The organism is Burkholderia sp. BCC1998, assembly GCF_905339875.1.
Lineage (GTDB): Bacteria > Pseudomonadota > Gammaproteobacteria > Burkholderiales > Burkholderiaceae > Burkholderia.
Map to the genome: position 1 here is coordinate 79,247 of NZ_CAJPHE010000016.1, position 19,184 is coordinate 98,430.

The 19,184-nt window shown below is 67.5% G+C and carries 17 protein-coding genes; 12 read left to right on the forward strand and 5 right to left on the reverse strand.

The window, feature by feature from the left end:
• Window positions 1–2 precede the first annotated feature (2 nt).
• Window positions 3–341: a winged helix-turn-helix transcriptional regulator gene (locus U5A56_RS25005; RefSeq protein WP_044843203.1), complete on the forward strand. Its 339-nt coding sequence runs from the start codon at window positions 3–5 to the stop codon at window positions 339–341.
• A gap of 324 nt (window positions 342–665) precedes the next feature.
• On the opposite strand, the gene speB is transcribed toward U5A56_RS25005, so the two are convergent.
• Complete coding sequence (gene speB / locus U5A56_RS25010) at window positions 666–1,628, reverse strand: agmatinase (RefSeq protein WP_321925053.1); 963 nt, start codon at window positions 1,626–1,628, stop codon at window positions 666–668.
• Between the two features lie 432 nt (window positions 1,629–2,060).
• Here speB and U5A56_RS25015 point away from each other — a divergent pair, with 432 nt between their 5' ends.
• From U5A56_RS25015 to U5A56_RS25035, 5 genes are all read left to right on the forward strand, one after another.
• Window positions 2,061–2,732, forward strand: a complete 672-nt coding sequence (locus U5A56_RS25015) for a lysoplasmalogenase (RefSeq protein WP_321925055.1) — start codon at window positions 2,061–2,063, stop codon at window positions 2,730–2,732.
• Between the two features lie 247 nt (window positions 2,733–2,979).
• On the forward strand, window positions 2,980–4,572 hold the full coding sequence (locus tag U5A56_RS25020) for an NAD(P)/FAD-dependent oxidoreductase (RefSeq protein ID WP_321925057.1): 1,593 nt from the start codon (window positions 2,980–2,982) through the stop codon (window positions 4,570–4,572).
• A gap of 21 nt (window positions 4,573–4,593) precedes the next feature.
• On the forward strand, window positions 4,594–5,532 hold the full coding sequence (locus U5A56_RS25025; protein ID WP_321925060.1) for an SDR family NAD(P)-dependent oxidoreductase: 939 nt from the start codon (window positions 4,594–4,596) through the stop codon (window positions 5,530–5,532).
• The gene (locus tag U5A56_RS25030) at window positions 5,529–6,434 is read left to right on the forward strand and encodes a metal-dependent hydrolase (RefSeq protein ID WP_044843198.1); all 906 of its coding nucleotides are present in this window, start codon (window positions 5,529–5,531) and stop codon (window positions 6,432–6,434) included. Before U5A56_RS25025 ends, U5A56_RS25030 begins: the two co-directional genes overlap by 4 nt.
• Before the next feature lie 4 nt (window positions 6,435–6,438).
• Window positions 6,439–7,362, forward strand: coding sequence for an alpha/beta fold hydrolase (locus tag U5A56_RS25035; protein WP_321925062.1), 924 nt, complete (start codon window positions 6,439–6,441; stop codon window positions 7,360–7,362).
• Here U5A56_RS25035 and U5A56_RS25040 read toward each other — a convergent pair.
• Window positions 7,323–7,883, reverse strand: a complete 561-nt coding sequence (locus U5A56_RS25040) for a putative glycolipid-binding domain-containing protein (RefSeq protein ID WP_321925064.1) — start codon at window positions 7,881–7,883, stop codon at window positions 7,323–7,325. The genes U5A56_RS25035 and U5A56_RS25040 overlap by 40 nt on opposite strands.
• 242 nt (window positions 7,884–8,125) lie before the next feature.
• Here U5A56_RS25040 and U5A56_RS25045 point away from each other — a divergent pair, with 242 nt between their 5' ends.
• The 6 genes from U5A56_RS25045 (at window position 8,126) to U5A56_RS25070 (ending at window position 16,446) form a co-directional block, all read left to right on the forward strand.
• The gene (locus U5A56_RS25045; RefSeq protein ID WP_321925066.1) at window positions 8,126–9,019 is read left to right on the forward strand and encodes an urea transporter; all 894 of its coding nucleotides are present in this window, start codon (window positions 8,126–8,128) and stop codon (window positions 9,017–9,019) included.
• Window positions 8,994–9,770 (forward strand): class II aldolase/adducin family protein, encoded by a 777-nt coding sequence (locus tag U5A56_RS25050; RefSeq protein ID WP_321925068.1) that lies wholly within the window; start codon window positions 8,994–8,996, stop codon window positions 9,768–9,770. Before U5A56_RS25045 ends, U5A56_RS25050 begins: the two co-directional genes overlap by 26 nt.
• 50 nt (window positions 9,771–9,820) lie before the next feature.
• Window positions 9,821–10,009 carry a 4-oxalocrotonate tautomerase gene (locus U5A56_RS25055; protein WP_044843193.1) on the forward strand — a complete coding sequence of 63 codons (189 nt, stop codon included), beginning with the start codon at window positions 9,821–9,823 and terminating at the stop codon, window positions 10,007–10,009.
• A 336-nt stretch (window positions 10,010–10,345) separates the two neighbouring features.
• Complete coding sequence (locus tag U5A56_RS25060) at window positions 10,346–11,221, forward strand: hypothetical protein (RefSeq protein ID WP_321818910.1); 876 nt, start codon at window positions 10,346–10,348, stop codon at window positions 11,219–11,221.
• Between the two features lie 12 nt (window positions 11,222–11,233).
• Window positions 11,234–11,455 carry a hypothetical protein gene (locus tag U5A56_RS25065; RefSeq protein WP_124892776.1) on the forward strand — a complete coding sequence of 74 codons (222 nt, stop codon included), beginning with the start codon at window positions 11,234–11,236 and terminating at the stop codon, window positions 11,453–11,455.
• 149 nt (window positions 11,456–11,604) lie between these two features.
• Entirely contained in the window at window positions 11,605–16,446 is a 4,842-nt protein-coding gene (locus tag U5A56_RS25070) for an NAD-glutamate dehydrogenase (RefSeq protein ID WP_321925071.1), read from the forward strand.
• 15 nt (window positions 16,447–16,461) lie between these two features.
• On the opposite strand, the gene U5A56_RS25075 is transcribed toward U5A56_RS25070, so the two are convergent.
• From U5A56_RS25075 to U5A56_RS25085, 3 genes are all read right to left on the reverse strand, one after another.
• Entirely contained in the window at window positions 16,462–17,322 is an 861-nt protein-coding gene (locus tag U5A56_RS25075) for a class I SAM-dependent methyltransferase (RefSeq protein ID WP_321925073.1), read from the reverse strand.
• Between the two features lie 94 nt (window positions 17,323–17,416).
• Window positions 17,417–18,250, reverse strand: a complete 834-nt coding sequence (locus U5A56_RS25080; protein WP_044843191.1) for an arylamine N-acetyltransferase family protein — start codon at window positions 18,248–18,250, stop codon at window positions 17,417–17,419.
• Window positions 18,251–18,367: 117 nt separating this feature from the next.
• Window positions 18,368–19,060, reverse strand: a complete 693-nt coding sequence (locus tag U5A56_RS25085; RefSeq protein WP_321925075.1) for a hypothetical protein — start codon at window positions 19,058–19,060, stop codon at window positions 18,368–18,370.
• Window positions 19,061–19,184: the final 124 nt, after the last annotated feature.

The window sequence follows — 19,184 nt, forward strand, 5'->3', positions numbered from 1 at the left end:
CCGTGGCTAACCGAAAAAACTACACCCCCGCGACTGCCGCAAGCGATGTCGAAGCCGCATTCAAGCTGCTGGAAGGCCGCTGGAAACTGGTGATCCTGTTCCACCTATTCGGCGGGCAAGTGAGGCGCTTTTCGGACCTCGAGAGGCTGATCCCCGGCATCACGCAGAAGATGCTTGCCCAGCAGCTACGCAGCCTCGAAGCGGACGGCATCGTAACGCGTACGGTCTATCACCAGGTGCCGCCGAAGGTGGACTACCGCCTGACTGATTGGGGCCAGGCGTTATGCCCCGCACTGGATGCGATCCTGACATGGGCGGAGCGCCGTGAAGACTTTCCGTAGGCCGCGCCGAGCTTGCGTGCTTGAGGCCAGCAGCCTTTCATCCAGAGCTCGAATTTCGCAAGTCGTCGACGTGGTCTCATCCGCGATCGTCTCATGTCGGGCGGGAACCTGACGGTCGTCGATCTCATTTGAGGGGCCGTACCGGGTCGGAAAGCACCATCGACGGAAACGCGCGACAAGCCCTTTTCCTCAGCCCACGGCAAACAATCCACCCACGGCCATCGATCCGTCGAAGTTGCGCGCAGCGCATCAAAGAAGACCGGTGGGCGCTCAGCCCGCCGGTCTTCTGCATGACAAAGCCGTGCCCGCCGGGCTACCCCCACTTCAACGCCCCGCCACCTTCTTCTGCCGCCACAGGCACAGCAAATCGCACGCGACATGCGCAGCGGCGATCGCGGTAATGTCCGCGTGATCGTAAGCAGGCGCAACCTCGATCACATCCGCGCCGACCAGATTCACCGCCCCGAGCGCACGCACGATCGCGAGCGCCTGCGCGGACGACAACCCACCCGCGACCGGCGTCCCCGTGCCGGGCGCGAACGCCGGATCGAGACAGTCGATATCGAACGTCAGGTACGCGGGCCGCGCGCCGACGACGTCGACGATCCGCTCCACAGCCGCGCGCGGACCATGCTCATGCACCCACGCGGCATCGAGCCGCTCGATCCCGAGGAAATCGTCGTTCCACGTGCGGATGCCGACCTGCACCGACGTCGCGGGATCGATCAGCCCTTCCTTCACCGCCTTGTAGAACATCGTGCCGTGATTGAGGCTGTCGGGCTCGTCGTCGGCCCACGTATCGCAGTGCGCATCGAAGTGGATCAGCGACAACGGCTTGCCGTAGCGCTCCGCGTGCGCGACCAGCAGCGGATACGTGATGTAGTGATCGCCGCCGAGCGTCAGCATCTTCGCGCCCGAGCGCAGGATCGTGCGCGCATGCTCGACGATCGCCGGCTTGATCGATACCGGGTTGTGCGCATCGAACCAGCAATCGCCGTAATCGACGGCCGCGAGATCCTCGAACGGATCGAAGCCCCACGGATACGGCTTGAGCTCCGCGAGTTGCACGCTCGCCGCGCGGATCGCGGCCGGCCCGAGCCGCGCGCCCGAGCGAAAGGTCGTCGCGAGGTCGAGCGGCACGCCGGAAATCGCGACGTCGACGCCGTCGAGCGCGCGCGAATAGTTGCGGCGCATGAACGACAGTACGCCCGCATAGGTGTTTTCGATCGAGGAGCCATATGGCGTCGTGCGACGGATCGCGCCGTCGCCGTGGAGCAGTTCGGTCATGTCGAACCTGTTGGTCGGGAGGACCGGCCCCGGCCACTGCATCGGCTGCGCTGGCGGGACTCGGCACGGATTCAATGAAAACGCGGCGGCATGCCCTCATCGGGCGCGGCCGTCGCGCCGGCCTGCGAACCCTGTAGCGCGGCCGGGCGGGACAACGTCGATACGCGGCGATGATAGCAAGCCGAAACCGCCGTGTTGCCCCGGTTCGACCGGGGCAAACGCATCGAAACGATCGGCGCGGCGGCAGGCGCACCGGCGCCGCATGGCCCGATCCCGTGCCGCCGGACCGCCGCACCACCGCCCCCGTCGCCATGCCGCGCCTAGAAGGATTCGCCGGTTTTCGCCCGCGCTTTCTTCCGGATAATGGCCGCAACCGCGCCCCCGACGGCGCGCCGTCCACCGCAGACGACAACAACCCCGGAGACACCCGCCTTGATCGCCACGCTTCCCGCCGCCTATCGCCGGCTCTGGCGGCTCGCCATCGCCGCCGCGCTGCTGTACGGGCTGTCGCTCGCCGCCGCGCCCTATCCCGGCCAGGCCGCCGCGAAAGCCGCGATGGGCATCCTGCTGCTCGCGGCCGGCAGCACCTGCGCGGCACCGCGCGAACGCGCGTGGCTGTGCGCGGCGCTCGCCACGGCCGTGCTCGGCGACGTGCTGCTCGCGCTGCCCGAGTGGCCGCTGTCGTTCGTCCTCGGCCTCGGCGCGTTCCTGCTCACGCACCTGTGCTACTGCGCGATCTTCGTGCGCTGGCGCGCGCGGCCGCACGGCTGGCGCTTCCTCGCACTGATCGGGCTGTGGATCACCGCGCCGGCGTTTTATGCGGCGTTCCTGCCGCACCTGGGCGACCTGCTCGTACCCGTCGCCGTCTACATGCTCGTGCTGTGCGCGATGGCGAGCTTCGCGCTCGCGGCCCGCACGCGCGGCCCGCTGGTCGCCGTCGGCAGCCTGATCTTCGTCGGCTCCGACACGCTGATCGGCGTCGGACGCTTCCTCGGCGGCTTCCCCGGCATCGACTACCTGATCTGGGGCCTCTACGCGCTCGCGCAGATCACGATCGTCGCCGGGGTTTTCCATGAGACGGCCGGCCGCCCGATCCGTCCCTGATAGCGTTTCAAACAGGTCGCCGCGTCCCGGCGGCCTTCGTCTCCCGCCTCTCCAGCCCTGCCGACGGCCGTTTCCGCACATTCCGCAATGCGGAAATCAGACCGTTCCAAACCCCGCTCAGCCTTTTCCCGCGCGGCTTCCGGCCCTTAGAGCGCTGCTTCTAGCCTCTTGCGGTTTCCGGGTTCACCCACTATCTTTACATCAACCAATGTAACATTCAAAAATGAGCCAAATCGGAGACACCCGGATGAATGCTCGCACGTTGCCTTTCGGCCCGCCCGGCCACGACGGCCCGGACGAAACCACCGACATCGCCATCATCGGCACCGGCTTCGCCGGTCTCGGGATGGCCATTCGCCTGCGGCAGACCGGCGTGACCGACTTCGTCGTGCTCGAGAAGGCCGCGTCGGTTGGCGGCACGTGGCGCGACAATCATTACCCCGGGTGTGCGTGCGACGTGCAATCGCACGTCTATTCGTTCTCGTTCGCGCCGAACCCGCGCTGGACGCGCATGTTCGCGCCGCAGCCGGAGATCCGCGCGTACCTGGAAGACTGCGTGCAGCGCTTCGGCGTCGGCCCGCACCTGCGCCTGAACCACGAGCTGCAGCGCGCCGAATACGACGAGGCCGCGCGACGCTGGCGCCTCACGTTCGCGAACGGCAAGCGGCTGTCGGCGCGCGTGCTGGTGTCGGGGATGGGCGGACTGTCGCGCGCCGCGCTGCCGGCGATTCCCGGCGTCGAGACCTTCAAGGGCCATGCGTTCCATTCGCAGCAGTGGGATCACGACTACGCACTCGAAGGCAAGCGTGTTGCGGTGATCGGCACCGGCGCGAGCGCGATCCAGTTCGTGCCGCAAATCGCGCCGCGCGTGAAGGCACTCGCGCTGTTCCAGCGCACGCCGCCGTGGATCATGCCGAAGCCCGACCGCAACCTGAGCGGCTTCGAGAAGTGGCTGTTCCGCACGCTGCCGTTCACGCAGAAGGCGGTGCGCAGCGGCATCTACTGGATGCTCGAATCGCGCGTGCTCGGCTTCGCGATCCATCCGTCGCTGATGAAGAACGTGCAGAAGCTCGCGCTGCGCCATATCCGCAAGCAGGTTCCCGATCCGGAACTGCGCCGTGCGGTCACGCCGGACTACACGCTCGGCTGCAAGCGCGTGCTGATCTCGAACGACTACTACCCGGCGCTGTCGCGCAAGAACGTCGACGTGATCACGACCGGCATCGAGCGCATCGAAGCCGACGCGGTCGTGACGACCGACGGCAAGCGTCATGAAGTCGACTGCCTGATCTACGGCACGGGCTTCCAGGTCGCCGATCCGTATCCGCGCGGCGCGATCATCGGCCGCGGCCGCCTCGACATCGTCGATGCGTGGCGCGACGGCGCGCACGCGTATCTCGGCACGACGCTGCCGGGCTACCCGAACTTCTTCATGATCGTCGGCCCGAACACCGGCCTCGGCCACAACTCGATGGTGTTCATGATCGAGTCGCAGATCGAATACATCCTCGGCGCGCTGAACGCGATGCAGCGCGAACGCGCGGATGCGATCGAGGTGCGCCCGCTCGTCGAGGCGCAGTTCAACAGCGACCTGCAGGGCCGCCTCAAAAAGGCGATCTGGTCGACGGGCGGCTGCAAGAGCTGGTACCTCGACCCGCGCACCGGCAAGAACACGACGCTGTGGCCGGGCTTCACCTGGCGCTTCCGCCAGGCGACCGCGCACTTCTCGATCGCCGATTACCACGCGTATCGCGCGCCGCACCACGACACGAGCGGGCGGCCCGTCGCCGCGCCCGCCGCGTCCGCCGCTTCCGCTTCCACGTCCGCCGAAGCGGCCTGAGCCAGACAAGGAGCCAACGACATGAGAGATTTCGCCAACAAGGTCGCCGCGATCACGGGCGCCGGCTCGGGCATGGGCCGCTCGCTCGCGATCCAGCTCGCGCAGGCCGGCTGCCACGTGTCGCTCGCCGACAAGAATGGCGTCGGCCTCGCCGAAACCGAGCGGATCGTCCGCGCGATCGCGCCGAACGTGCGCGTGTCGACGCGCGTGCTCGACGTCGGCGACCGCGACGCGATGTTCGCGTGGGCCGACGACACCGCGCAGGAACACGGCAAGGTCAACCTGATCTTCAACAACGCGGGCGTCGCGCTGTCGAGCACGATCGAAGGGATGGAATACGGCGATCTCGAGTGGATCGTGAACATCAACTTCTGGGGCGTCGTGCATGGCACGAAGGCGTTCCTGCCGCACCTGAAGGCGAGCGGCGACGGTCACGTGATCAACACGTCGAGCATCTTCGGGATCTTCGCGCAGCCGGGCATGAGCGGCTACAACGCGACCAAGTTCGCGGTGCGCGGCTTCACCGAATCGCTGCGCCAGGAACTCGACATGATGAAGTGCGGCGTGTCGGCCACCTGCGTGCATCCGGGCGGCATCCGCACCAACATCGCGCAGTCGAGCCGCGTCGCGAAGAACATGGTCGGCTTCATCGTCGAGAGCGAGCAGCAAGGCAAGGACAGCTTCGAGAAGTTCTTCATCACGACCGCCGACGACGCCGCGCGCACGATCCTCGCCGGCGTGCGCCGCAACAAGCGGCGTGTGCTGATCGGCCGCGACGCGAAGGCCGCGGACTGGATGGCGCGCATCCTGCCGGCCGCGTACCAGGCGCTCGTCGTGCTCACGACGCGCCGCGAGGCCGCGAAGGCCCGCCGCGCGGCGGCCCGCTACGGCACGCCGGCCGCCGCGCCGCTTCGCGCCACCTACAACAACGCAGGCAATCAGGGAGGAGAACAATCATGACGACCCCGAACATGATGCCGGTGCGGCGCGACATCCGTTTCGCGCTGCCGCCCGAACGCGCGAAGGACTGGCACGTCCAGGGCGTACCGGTCACGCACTTCATGAACGCGCTGTCGCTGCTGTTCCCGGCCGGCGAGCGCTTCTTCATGGATTCGGTGCGCCACTACCGCGACCGCATCGAGGATCCGGAGCTGAAGAAGCAGGTGCTCGGCTTCATCGGCCAGGAAGCGATGCACACGCGCGAGCACATCGAGTACAACGACCTGCTGCAGTCGTCCGGCCTGCCCGCGCACAAGCTCGACAAGCGGCTGTGGACGATCCTCGGCTTCTTCAAGAAGACGCTGCCGCATTCGATGCAGCTCGCGATCACGATCGCGCTCGAACATTACACGGCGATCCTTGCGAACCAGCTGCTGGCGGGCCACGAGCACCGGATCGACGGGTCGGTCGAAGGCTATCAGCAGATGTGGATGTGGCACGCGATGGAGGAAACCGAGCACAAGGCGGTGTCGTACGACGTATGGAACGCCGTGATGAAGCCCGGCCTCGGCAGCTACCTGCTGCGCACGGGCACGATGCTGACGACGACGGTATTGTTCTGGACGATCGTGTTCGACTTCCACGTGCGCCTGATGCGCGCGCACCGTCGCGAACACGGCAGGTTCGGCGGCATGTGGCGGCTCGTGAAGTATCTGTACAGCCCGCGGACCGGCGTGTTCCCGAGCATCGCGCGCGAATGGCTCGACTACTTCCGTCCGGGCTTCCATCCGTGGGACCACGACAACCATCAGTACCTGCAGGGGCTCGACACGCTGCTCGCGAACATCGACGCGACCAATGCGCGCCACGCGGCGCAGGCCGCCCCGCGCCGCGTGCCGCTGCATCCGGTTCCGCAGGCATGACGTCATGGCACGCACGCACGAGATGCTGACCGTCCGCTCCGGCGACGTGAAACTCGCCGTCCATGTCAGCGGCCCGCGCCGCGCGCCGCCGCTGATCCTCGTGCACGGCTATCCCGATTCGTCGGCCGTGTGGGCGCCGGTCCGTGCGCGGCTCGCGAAGCGCTACCGCGTGATCGCGTACGACGTGCGCGGCGCCGGCGCATCCGATGCGCCGCGCCGCCGCGCGGACTACACGCTGGCGCGGCTCGCCGACGACCTGAAGGCCGTCGCCGACGCGACCTGCGGCGCGCGGCCGTTCCATCTGGCCGGTCACGACTGGGGGTCGATCCAGTGCTGGGAGGCCGTGACCGACCCTGCGTTGCGCGGCCGGATCGCGTCGTACACGTCGATCTCCGGCCCGTGCCTCGACCACGTGTTCCGCGCGAAGATGCGGCTCAGGCAGAGCCTGAAATCGTGGTACATCGCGTTCTTCCACCTGCCGGTCGTGCCGTCGCTGGTGTGGCGCCTCGGCGGCGCCGCACTGTGGCCGCGCTGGCTGCAGTTGACCGAACGCGTGCGGCCCGAGCGCGATCCCGCGCAGTTGAAGAACGCGCTGAACGGGTTGCAGCTCTACCGCGCGAATTTCCTCGCGCGGGCGACCAAGCCGCGCGAGCGGTATGCGCAGGCGCCGGTGCAGATCCTCGTGCCGGTGCGCGACCGCTACGTGACGCCCGAAATGTCGGTCGATCTCGAGCGCTGGCTCGGCGAGCACGTGCGCGAGGAAATCGACGGCGGGCACTGGGTCGTGGTACGCAATCCCGACCTGATCGCGGCGCGGATCGACCGGTTTGCCTCGACGCATGAACGACCGGCGGTCGCGGCAGCACCCGCGGCACCGCGGGCGGCGGTTCAGCGCAACGGCGGCAGGCGCTTGAACAGCGTTTCGTAGTCGATCACGAGCCCGTCGGCGTCGACGTCCATCTCGGCCGTGAAATTCCGGAAGATGCCTTCGTAGCGGTAGCGCCGGCCCGGCTCGATGCACGCGTATGCCTGCTTGACCGGCGTCACCTTCAGGTCCGGCGTCGAGATGTATGCGACGTCGATCGGTCGCCGCTCGCCGCGAGCGAGGCCGAGGCGGCCGATCGGTAGCGCGTTCGTGAACGGCGTCGCCGCGATGTCGATGTCGACGCAGCCATCCAGCTCCGGCAGCGCGCTGCCTGAACCGTCGCGCCAGTGCCCGGCGCCGTCGCCGTCGCCGTGCAGTTCCAGCGTGCCGCCGCCCATCACTTTGAGCACCGCATACCTGACCCGCCATTGCGGATCGCACTCGACCCGGTATGCAAGCCCGTACGCGCGGCCGTACCGCTGGCCGACCACGGCACTTTCGACGACGATGCCCGCGTCCCCCCGGTCGAACGTCAGGTGTTCGATTCCGTCGCCCTCGAGCGACGCCCAGCGCAGTTCACGCATCGTTCCTCCTCGAAAACGCCGACGCGTCAGCATACGCACGAAAAATCCGGCTGCGGCCAAAATTTCGTTTCCCGGCCCGGCAATCCCGCGACAGCGCCATTGTCCCGGGCAAACAAGACGCCGAAACACGCGCCCCGCCCCAACTCAGGGCATGCGCCACAAATCCTGACTATCCAGAATTCCCTATTCCGGTGCACGGCATTGTGTCCTATGCTCGCGGCTCGTCCTGCTCCACCGCCGCCATGCCTACCGCCCGCCCCGCCTCGCCGTCGATCGACCTGCGCATCCTGCTGCGCGGCATCGGGCAGATCGTGCTGCAGGCGCATGCCGTCACCGGCGCGCTGCTGCTTGCCGCGCTGGCGCTGACCGACCTGCGGCTCGCGTCCGCGGCGCTGGTCGGCTCGGCCGCCGCCAGCATGACGGCGGTGCTGACGGGTGCCGAGCGCCGCGACGTCGAACAGGGACTGCACGGCTTCAACGGCGCGCTCGCCGCGCTGATCGCCGTGCTGTTCGCGCCCGCTTCGCCCGCCGCCGTCGCGCTGGTACCGCTGGTCGCGATCGGCGCGGCGCTCGTGCAACGCGCGATGCGTGTGCCGCTCGCCCGCTGGCGCCAGTGCCCGTATTCGAGCCCGTGCCTCGCCGTCACCGCGCTGTGGCTGCCGTTTGTCGCGCCGCAGCATGCGGGCGACGCGACAGCCGGTGCGCCGCTGACGCTTCATTCCATCGCCGACGCGCTGCTGTCGGGCGTCGCGCAAACCACCTTTGCGCAAGGCCCGTGGGCCGGCGCGCTGATCGTCGCCGGCCTCGCCGTCGCGTCGCGCCGCGCGGCCGCGTTCGCACTCGGCGGCACGATCGTGTCGACCGTGCTGCTGATCGCGGCCGGCGCGAACGGCGCGTCGTTCGCCGACGGCCTGCTCGGCTTCAACGGCGCGCTCGCCGCACTCGCGCTGATGCCGCGCGGGCCGCGCGCGGCGTTCGCGGCCGCCGCGCTCGCCGCGCTGATCCAGTGGCTCGCGACGCGCGCGGGCCTCCCCGCGTTCACGGCCCCGTTCGCGATCGCTGCGTGGATCACGGTGATCGTCGCGCGCCGCTTCACCCTCGGAGAACCCGATGTCGTCATTCGCACACCGTCCTGACACCGTGAAGCCCGGCGGCCCGAACTCGGACGCCGAGCGCCGGTTGCGCGTCGATCTCGCCGCCGCCTATCGTCTCGTCGCGCTGAACGGCTGGGACGACCTGATCTACACGCATCTTTCCGCGACCGTGCCCGGCGAACCCGGGCATTTCCTGATCAACCCGTTCGGCCTCGCGTTCGACGAGGTTCGCGCATCGAATCTCGTGAAGATCGACCTGGCCGGCAACCGGATCGGCGAGAGCGAATACGCAGTCAACGTGACCGGTTTTGCGCTGCACGCGGCCGTGCACGCCGCGCGGCCGGACGCCGTCTGCGTGATGCACCTGCACAATACGGCCGGCATCGCCGTGTCGATCCAGCGCGACGGGCTGCTGCCCGCGTCGCAGCACGCGCTGCGGTTTCACGGCGACCTCGCGTACCACGACTACGAGGCGCTCGCGTTCTCGCCGGCCGAAGGCACGCGGCTGACCGCCAGCCTCGGCGCGAAATCCGCGATGCTGCTGCGCAACCATGGCACGCTGACGGTCGGCCGGACCGTCGCCGAGGCATATGTGCTGATGGATACGCTGATCAAGGCCTGCGACATCCAGGTGCGCGCGCAGGCAGGCGGCGGGACGCTCGTGCTGCCCGAGCCGGCCGTCGCCGAGCGCACCGCCGCGCAGTTGCGCGACGGCGGCGCGATCGAGGGCGAACTGGAATGGCCGGCGCTGCTGCGCCGCCTCGACCGGATCGATCCGTCGTATCGCGACTGACGCCGCTCGCGTCCCGACTTCCCTACCCCCAACCATCGGAGCATCCAGTCATGCCGACTTTCAATATCCAGTTGTTCGAAGGCCGCACGGTCGAGCAGAAGCGCGCATTCGTCGAAGCGATCACGCGCGTCACGTGCGAGACGCTCGGCTGCGACCCGGGCTCGGTCGACATCATCCTCGCCGACGTGAAGAAGGAGAACTGGGCGACGGGCGGCAAGCTGTGGAGCGACGAACGCTGAAAAGCTCCCCGAGATCGGTGTGCGTCCAGCCATTGGACGCATGCTACTTGGAGCCAGTTTGTCATCTCAAAATTGGGACCGGCAATTCGAATATGCCGAAGCCAGCAGCTATCTTGATATATTACCGTTGACAATCGGCCTCGCGGCAATTAGCTTTCGTAAGCGCACACACGCTCGGTCATTTTCTCAATATAGATCAGCATAACGAATCAAATTTATCGCATCAGAATCCGAAACAATCTAGCCAGCTGATCGCCACCAGTGGCGCCACCGCCAGCAATGAAACCCGGCAATAAATATCCTGCCGATCTTCAACTATCTTTGCAGGTGGACACCATGAAAATCATGACGCTAAAAGGCTATTTTGTCGCGCTGCTGCTTTCACTGATTTCCTTCTCAAATGCCGGTTTCGGCAAATCGTTGCCAATAGCATCCGGTGGAGCGCCCGCCCCTGCCAACCAGGTATGGGAAGCCGTCGAAAATGGTACAAACTACAAAATCATCAAGGTTTCCAACGAACGTTTTCTAATCGTCTACGGAAACAAGAACGATATTTCTGGGTACGTTGTCTACGATCGGCGAAACGGCTCAACCGGTACCGAGTATGTACCGTGGACGTCGATTTCGTCCAACATCACGATCGGGATTCAGGAGACGAGCAGTCAATCGATCGGTGTCATGTTAAGCATCGACGGCGAAACCACGAGCTTTGTCGCGAAACCCTATCGGCCTCGTCATAAGGTACAAAACGTAACCCACCCCGGAAAATGGTCCGCGGTAGTTTCCGGCACCTCGATGCGGCTCCAGATCGCCCCAAACCTCGTGGACATGTCCATCGATATTGGCAAATGCAGGCTGACCGGAAAGATAAAATCACTCAATCAGGAAAATGCATATCGCGTGGCAGTATCACAGGCAACGACGGTCTGCCCAACGACTGTTGGACAAGCATTTGATGCCGCATTAATATTTTCGGAGGATCTGGCTGTCGTCTATACGACGAAACGAGAGTCGGCAAACTTCATTTTTATCGGTCCCGAGGCCAACGCGAGCGCACTCAACACGACGCCGGAGCCTCGACACTCCTCCGCCTGTGCACAATGGCGAGCAATGTGCCGGGCAAAATGCTCTGCAATGACTTTGCCCACCGGTGACTTCGGATTCAAGTTCTGGAACTGCGTCAACAGTTGTAACGCGTTGGCGGGATGCTAAAAAGGCAAAAAAGTGATCTCTGACAAGCAAATCGCAAGTGCCCTTAACGACATGATCTTGCAAATGGGAGCCGATCTGGATCGCTCCCTGCTGACCGTCAAGGCGTCGTGTCCGGATTCGGAATTCGTCGCCTACCGCGAATTCGTGTCGCAACTGCTGACCACGATGCTGCTCGATTTCATGAATCCGCTCTACGCGCGGCACCCCGACCTGAAGCCGCCGGACCTCGCCTGACCCGCCCGTGCGACGCCGGCCACCGGCGTCGCACGCGGCCTTCGTTCCCTGCGCCGCGTTGTGCGCCCGCACCTCGCGTTGTCACGCAATCGGCGCATATAATGCGGCACAGACGCAGCAGCCAATGGCCACCCGACCAGGAGACCGCCATGGAAGCGAAGAACGAAGAAGTCGTCGCACACCTGCTCTCCGATGTCGTCGAATTCGCGCGCGGACGCCTGCCCGAAGCCACGTTCCGGATCGTCGAACCGTTCCTGCGTCATTACTACGATTTCGTCGACGCCGATGATCTGCAGAATCGCGGCATCGCCGACCTCTACGGCGCCGCGATGGCGCACTGGCAGACCGCCCAGAAATTCGTGCCCGGCAGCGAGCGGCTGCGCGTGTACAACCCGATCCTCGAACAGCACGGCTGGCACTCCGACCACACGGTGATCGAGATCGTCAACGACGACATGCCGTTCCTCGTCGATTCGGTGACGATGGCCGTCAACCGCCTCGGGCTCGCGCTGCACTCGGCGCTGCACCCGGTGTTCCGCATCTGGCGCGGCGGCGACGGCGCGATCGAGCGCGTCGACGCCGGCGGCGCGACGGCCGGCGACGGCCAGTCGCAGCTCGCGTCGTTCATCCACTTCGAAGTCGACCGCTGCGGCGACGCCGCGCTGCTCAACACCCTGCGCAACGACATCGCGCGCGTGCTCGGCGACGTGCGCGCATCGGTCGAGGACTGGCCGAAGATCGTCGACATCGCGCGCGCGACGATCAAGGACATGAAGGCCCGCGAATCCACCGCGGAAGACATCGAGGCGCGCGCGTTCCTCGAATGGATGGTCGCCGACCACTTCACCTTCCTCGGCCAGCGCGACTACGCGCTCGTGTCGGACGGCACGGGTTTCGGCCTGCGCGGCGTCGAAGGCTCCGGCTGCGGCCTGCTGCGCGAATCGCTGCGCGCGCCCGGCGCGCCGGACGTGACGCCGCTGCCGCCGGCCGCCGCCGAGATCATCACCGGCCCCTGGCCGATCTTCCTGACGAAAGCGAACTCGCGCGCGACCGTGCACCGGCCCGGCTATCTCGACTATGTCGGCGTGAAACTGGTCGGCGCCGACGGCAAGGTGACCGGCGAACGGCGCTTCATCGGACTCTACACGTCGACGTCCTATTTCGGTTCGTACACCGAGATACCGATCGTGCGCCGCAAATGCGCGAACATCGTGCGGCGCGCGGGCTTCCTGCCGAAGGGGCATCTCGGCAAGTCGCTGGTGACGGTGCTCGAAACCTATCCGCGCGACGAACTGTTCCAGGCCGACGAAGACCAGCTCTACGACATCGCGCTCGGCATCCTGCGCCTGCAGGAACACCAGCGCACGCGCCTGTTCGTACGGCGCGACCGCTTCGACCGCTTCGTGTCGTGCCTCGCGTTCGTGCCGCGCGACAAGTACAACACCGACCTGCGCCGCCGCATCGCGAAGCTGCTCGTCGATGCGTACAACGGCGTGAACGTCGAGTTCACGCCGCTGCTGTCGGAATCGGCGATCGCGCGGATTCATTTCGTCGTCCATGCGGAACCGGGCACGATGCCCGACGTCGACACGCGCGAGCTCGAAACGCGGCTCGTGCAGGTGGCACGCCGCTGGCAGGACGATCTCGCCGACGCGCTGCTCGACGCGTTCGGCGAAGAACAAGGCAACCGCCTGCTGCAGCACTATGCGGACTCGTTCCCGGCAGGCTATCGCGACGACTATCCGGCGCGCACGGCCGTGCGCGACATCGAGCTGATCGAGCGCGTGAAGGCGTCGGGCCAGCTGGCGATGAACCTGTACCGCCCGATCGAGGCCGACGCGCGCGCGTTCCGCTTCAAGGTGTATCGCGCGGGCGACCCGATCGCGCTGTCGCGCAGCCTGCCGATGCTCGAGCATCTCGGCGTGCGCGTCGACGAGGAACGGCCGTACCGGATCCAGACGCAGGATGCCGCGCCCGCCTGGGTGCACGACTTCGGCCTCGAACTCGCCGACGATACCGAGTTCGACATCGAGCGCGTGAAGGGCCTGTTCGAGGATGCGTTCGACCGGATCTGGAGCGGCCGGATCGAGAACGACGACTTCAACCGCCTCGTGCTGCGCGCGCACCTGAGCGCGCGCGAAGTCACGATCCTGCGCGCATATGCGAAATACCTGCGACAGGTCGGCTCGACGTTCAGCGACGCCTATATCGAGCGCGCGCTGACCGGCAACCCGGCGATCGCACGGCAGCTCGTCGAGCTGTTCCTGGTGCGCTTCGACCCGGCCACGGGCGGCACGCGCGACGTGCAGGCCGAACGCCTGCTGAAGGCGATCGAGACGGCGCTCGACCAGGTGCCGAACCTCGACGAGGACCGGATCCTGCGCCAGTTTCTCGGCGTGATCAACGCGACCGAGCGCACCAACTATTTCCTGCACGACACGAACGGCGAATCGAAGCCGTACCTGTCGTTCAAGTTCAATCCGGCGAAGGTGCCCGGCCTGCCCGAGCCGAAGCCGATGTTCGAGATCTGGGTGTACTCGCCGCGCGTCGAGGGCGTGCACCTGCGCGGCGGGCGCGTCGCGCGCGGCGGGCTGCGCTGGTCCGACCGTCGCGAGGATTTCCGCACCGAGGTGCTCGGGCTGATGAAGGCGCAGATGGTGAAGAACGTCGTGATCGTGCCGGTCGGCTCGAAAGGCGGCTTCGTCGTGAAGAACCCGCCGCCGCCGAGCGATCGCGAAGCGTGGATACGCGAAGGCATCGCGTGCTACCAGACCTTTCTGCGTGGCCTGCTCGACCTGACCGACAATCTCGCCGGCAACGCGATCGTGCCGCCGCCCGACGTGGTGCGCCACGACGCCGACGATCCGTATCTCGTCGTCGCGGCCGACAAGGGCACGGCCACCTTCTCCGACTACGCGAACGCGATCTCGCACGAATACGGTTTCTGGCTCGACGACGCGTTCGCGTCCGGCGGCTCGGTCGGCTACGACCACAAGAAGATGGCGATCACCGCGCGCGGCGCGTGGGAATCGGTGAAGCGGCACTTCCGCGAGATGGGCATCGATACGCAGACGACCGACTTCACGGTGGTCGGCGTCGGCGACATGTCCGGCGACGTGTTCGGCAACGGGATGCTGCTGTCGCCGCATATCCGGCTAGTCGCGGCGTTCGATCATCGCCACGTGTTTCTCGACCCGAACCCCGACCCGGCGACGAGCTTCGCGGAGCGCCAGCGGATGTTCGCGCTCGAACGCTCGAGCTGGGCCGACTACGACACGTCGGTGATCTCGGCGGGCGGCGGCGTCTACCCACGCACCGCGAAGACGATCCCGCTGTCGCCGGCCGTGCAAGCCGCGCTCGGCATCGACGCGCAGGCGCTGCCGCCGACCGAGCTGATCCGCGCGATCCTGCAGGCACCGGTCGACCTGCTGTACAACGGCGGCATCGGCACCTACGTGAAGGCCGCGCGCGAAACCCACCAGCAGGTCGGCGATCGCGCGAACGACGCGGTACGCGTGAACGGCGCGGACCTGCGCTGCAAGGTCGTCGGCGAAGGCGGCAACCTCGGCTGCACGCAGTTCGGCCGCATCGAGTTCGCGCAGCGCGGCGGGCGCATCAACACCGACGCGATCGACAACTCGGCCGGCGTCGATTGTTCGGATCACGAAGTCAACATCAAGATCCTGCTCGGGCTCGTCGTCGGTGACGGCGAGATGACCGAGAAGCAGCGCAATGCCCTGCTCGCGGAAATGACCGACGAAGTCGGGCTGCTCGTGCTGCGCGACAACTACTACCAGACGCAGGCGCTGTCGATCGCGGGCCGCTACGGCGTCGAGCTGCTCGACGCCGAGGCGCGCCTGATGCGCTGGCTCGAACGCGCGGGCCGCCTGAACCGCGTGATCGAATTCCTGCCGACCGACGACGAGATCGCCGAACGGCAGGCCGCGAAACAGGGCCTCACGTCGCCGGAGCGCGCGGTGCTGCTCGCGTACAGCAAGATGTGGCTGTACGACGCGCTGCTCGAATCCGACGTGCCCGAGGATCCGCTCGTCGCCGCGATGCTCGTCGACTATTTCCCGAAGCCGCTGCAACAGCGCTTCAGCGAACCGATGCAGCGCCACCCGCTGCGCCGCGAGATTCTCGCGACGCACCTGACCAACGCGCTCGTCAACCGGGTCGGCTGCGCGTTCGTGCACCGGCTGATGGAGGAAACCGACGCGAAGCCGGGCGACATCGTGCGCGCCTGCATCATGGCGCGCGACGTGTTCGATCTCGATGCGGTGTGGCGCGACATCGACGCACTCGACAACCGCGTCGCCGACGACGTGCAGGCGCGCATGTTCGTCGACGTCGCGCGGCTGCTGGAGCGCGCGGCGCTGTGGTTCCTGCGGCAGTTGCAGTCGGGCACGGTGGCCGACGGCGGCGTCGCCGGCCTGATCGCGCGGTGCCGCGACGCGGTGCAGCGCATCGCGCCGCAATTGCCGTCGTTGCTGCCAACCGCCGATCTGGAGGCGCTGTCCGAGCGGCAGCGCGCGCTGGTCGAAGCCGGCGTCGAGAGCGCGCTCGCGGTACGCGTCGCGAGCGGCGACATCTCGGCCGCGCTGCTCGACATCGCCGAAGTGGCCGCGACCTGCGATCGCAGCCTCGAGCTGGTCGCGGGCGTCTACTTCTCGCTCGGCACGCTGTTGAACTACGGGTGGATCGGCGAACGCGCGGCCTCGCTGCCGACCCCGACGCACTGGGACATGCTGGCGCGCGCGGCCGCGCTCGCGGAAGTCGCGCGGCTCAGGCGCACGCTCGCCACCAGCGCGCTCGCGGAGTCGGCCGACTCGACGGCGCCCGAGACGATCGTCCACGCGTGGCGCGAACGCCGCGAAGCGGCGCTGCAGCGCTACGAGCACCTGCTCGCCGACCTGCGCGCGTCGGGCGGCGCGAGCCTCGCGGTGCTGCTCGTGATCGTGCGCGAGATGGCCGTGCTCGAACGCGCGTGATGGAAGGTCGCGACGTCACACCGTCGCGACCAGCAGCTCTTCCGCGTTGTCCGGCGGGCGCAGGCCGTCGGTCCGATCGGCGAAGTAGCGGCGCGTGAGTTCCGCGGCCGACACATGCTCGGCCCGCGCGAAGCCGGCCCCGGTCGCGAGCGCGCGGATCTCCGCCGGCATGAAGAAGCTGATGAATGGCGTGCCGCTCGCGCGCGCGCCCTTCGCGGCCATTTCGAGCGCCGGGCGCACGTCCGGATCGGCATGCTCGAGCGGCAGCAGGAACGTCATCGCGAACGTCGAGCCCGGCGCGAGCGACGCGACTTCGCGCAGCGCCGCCGCGTTCGCGTCGCGCGTCAGGTACATGCTGACGCCGGTGGACACGACGACCGCCGGCTTGCAGGCATCGAAGCCCGCGCGCACGAGCGCGTCGCGCCACGACTGCTTCGCTTCGAATTCGATCGGCACGAACCGCAGCCAGTCCGGCACGCCGAAGCCGAGCTCGGTCAGCCTGCGGCGCTTCCACGCCTGCGGCGCGGGCGGATCGACCTCGAAGACGGTCAGGCGCGACGCCATCTCGGGCCGGCGCTGCACGAAGCTGTCGAGGCCCGCGCCGAGGATCACGTACTGGCTCACGCCCCGCGCGGCCTGCTCGACGACGAGATCCTCGATGAAGCGCGCCCGCGCGACGATGGACGCGCGAAACGGCCGCGTGAATTGCGGATCCATGTCGCCGCGCTGCTGCCAGCCGGGCGCCGGCGCGAGCAGGCGCAGTCCGATTTCGTCCACGAGCACGTGCGGCGGCGCATCGAGCTCGACGTGCAGCGCGCGCCACAGCGCGACGCGCGCGGCGGTGCTGTCAGGGGCGTCCGGATGAAGGTCGGTCATCGTCTCGTCCTCATGCGCGCGGCTGGTGCGGCGCCTGCAGGCGCCACGCACGGCCGGCGGGATTGCGTACGGTCGCGTCGCGGCCCGCGACGCATTACATCGGGTTCGCCCGCGCCGCCACCCGCGCGAACAACGCGTCGAGGTCGAAGCCGGTCGTATCGATGCCGATCGTGTCGCGCAGGCACGCGCCCCACGCGGCCGCGTCGTCGAACGTGACGGTGCGCCCCGCGCCCGCCGCGTCGCGCAGCGTCAGCACGGTGTTGAACAGCGCCGCGCGGCCGTCCGGCAGCACGCGGCAGGCGATCAGGTCGTTGACGAAGATCGACTCGGGATAGGTCGACGTGAACCAGTTCGCGGCGTCGTAATCGATCCACTCGGCCGGCTTCAGCGAAAAGCGGTAGGTCGTCTGCCAGCCGTCGGGGATCTGGAACTGCATGTCGAATTCGCCGTCGACCGGCGCGTCGACGACGCGAAACGCCCCATGCGGCGTCAGCTGCCGCTCGCCCGGCACGAAGCGCAGCGGCGCGGTGAGCGTCGCGCTGCCGAAGCCGATGTCGGCGAGCCACGCCGCGCCGTCGAGATCGATGCGCAGCAGCATGTGGGTCTGCGCGGTGACGAGCTCGGGCGGCCGCATCCAGCGCACGCGCGCGATCAGCGGCGTCACGCGAAAGCCGATCGTCGTGAGCGCCGTGTAGAAGAGCTTGTTGAGTTCGAAGCAGTAGCCGCCGCGGCGGCGCCCGACCACCTTGTCGACGATCGCGGGCAGGTCGAGCGCGACGCGCGCGCCGGTCAGCGGATTGAGATTTTCGAACGGAATGGCCTGCGGCTGCAGCAGGTGCAGCCGTCGCAGCACGTCGAGCGTCGGCTCGGCCGGGCCGTCGTAGCCGATGCGGGCGAAGTAGCGCGAGAGGTCGAACGAGTCAGTCATGAACCGGCACCGGTAACGGGGAACACGCCACGATAGCATCGAGCGATATCCCCATGTTGCGCGGGGCCATCCCGGATCGCCGCGCGCGCGGCCGGCTCCGCACCGGGTGCGACCGCGTTACGGCAGCAGCTTCAGCGCGGACGACGCGACCGACGGCACCGCAATGCCCTGGCTCGTCGCGAACTGCACGGCCTGGCTGAGCGTCGACGCGAGCGACTGCAACTGGCCCGGCGCGCTTTGCGCGATATACGACGCGGCCTGCATGTTCTGCGGATTCAGGCCCGACTGCAGCAGCGATGCCGCGCTGGTCGAACCGAGATTACCGAGCCCCGACTGCAGCTGAGAGTACTGCGTCAGGCCCTGGCCGAGCGATGCCAGGCCGTTGCTGAACGCCTGCTTGTCGATCGGGCCGTGCGACGCCCCGCCGCTCGCGAACGCCTGGCCGAGCGCCTGCGACACCGACTGCTGCGCGCCGCCCATCTGCGACAGCGCGGCCGGCGTCAGCGCATTGCCGCCGCCGAGCAGGCCGGCGGCCTGCTGCGCCTGACCGGCCGCGCCGGTGAGCCCCATCGCCGACGCGAGCGACGACTGGCCGACCAGCACCTGCTGGTTCGCGCCGACGTACGCCTGCATCAACTGCGCGACGCCGCCCTGCGCGGGTGCGGCCTGCTGTTGCCCGCCGCCGAGCAGCGCCGAGCCGATCGACTGGAGGTCGAGTTGTGCATGGGCGGTGCCGTTCACGCCGAGCATGATGCCGAAGGCGATGCCCGCCGATGCCAGGTGCTTGCCCGTCGCGCGATTGTGCTTCATGTGTTTCCCTCGTGCCCGAATATGTTTGAGGCCGATATTGTCGAAGCGCGCCGCGCGCCGCCGCAACGACTGAAACACATCGATACGAAATCGCCCGGCACGACCGTCGCCCGGCGCGCGGATT